This is a genomic window from Empedobacter stercoris (assembly GCF_020281205.1).
Taxonomy (GTDB): Bacteria; Bacteroidota; Bacteroidia; order Flavobacteriales; family Weeksellaceae; genus Empedobacter; species Empedobacter stercoris.
This window is the reverse complement of the sequence record NZ_JACXZC010000069.1, coordinates 1-895: the sequence shown is the minus strand read 5'-3', so window position 1 is coordinate 895 and position 895 is coordinate 1. Positions and strand designations below refer to the sequence as shown.

Sequence of the window (895 nt, the reverse complement as noted above, 5' to 3'; positions counted from 1 at the left end):
TATAGTCAGTAGTATTAGACGCGAAACCTTGTGATCTACCCATGGGCAGGTTGAAGCTTTGGTAACACAAAGTGGAGGACCGAACCGGTTGACGTTGAAAAGTCTTCGGATGACCTGTGGGTAGGGGTGAAAGGCCAATCAAACTGGGAAATAGCTCGTACTCCCCGAAATGCATTTAGGTGCAGCGTATAGTTAAGTATATTAGAGGTAGAGCTACTGATTGGATGCGGGGGCTTCACCGCCTACCAATTCCTGACAAACTCCGAATGCTAATATATGTTTCTATGCAGTGAGGGCATGGGTGCTAAGGTCCATGTCCGAGAGGGAAAGAACCCAGACCATCAGCTAAGGTCCCCAAATATATGCTAAGTTGAGAAAACGCGGTTGGATTGCATTGACAGCTAGGATGTTAGCTTGGAAGCAGCTATTCATTTAACGAGTGCGTAACAGCTCACTAGTCGAGCGATCCGGCATGGATAATAATCGGGCATAAGCATATTACCGAAGCTATGGATTACATCTTTTAGATGTACTGGTAGGGGAGCATTCTAACGGCGCAGAAGTCACCTGGTAATGGGTGGTGGAGCTTTTAGAAAAGAAAATGTAGGCATGAGTAACGATAAAATAAGTGAGAAACTTATTCGCCGTAAGACTAAGGATTCCTCAGCTATGCTAATCAGCTGAGGGTTAGTCGGGACCTAACACGCACCCTTTGGGGGAAGTGGATGGCAAACGGGTTAATATTCCCGTACCTGCACTCAATAAAAGTGACGAATGATTGTAGGAGGTGCGTACTGACGGAATAGTACGTTGAACCTACGTAAAGTAGGGATAGTACACGAAGGTTTCGGCTGGAGTGATAATCCTCTGAAAATTGTTCCAAGAAATAGCGAGA

Annotated in this window: 1 rRNA gene; it reads left to right on the top strand. The window is 45.6% G+C overall.

Annotated elements, in window-relative coordinates:
- Positions 1 to 895: ribosomal RNA gene (locus IF125_RS14185) — 23S ribosomal RNA — on the top strand; the annotation flags it as partial.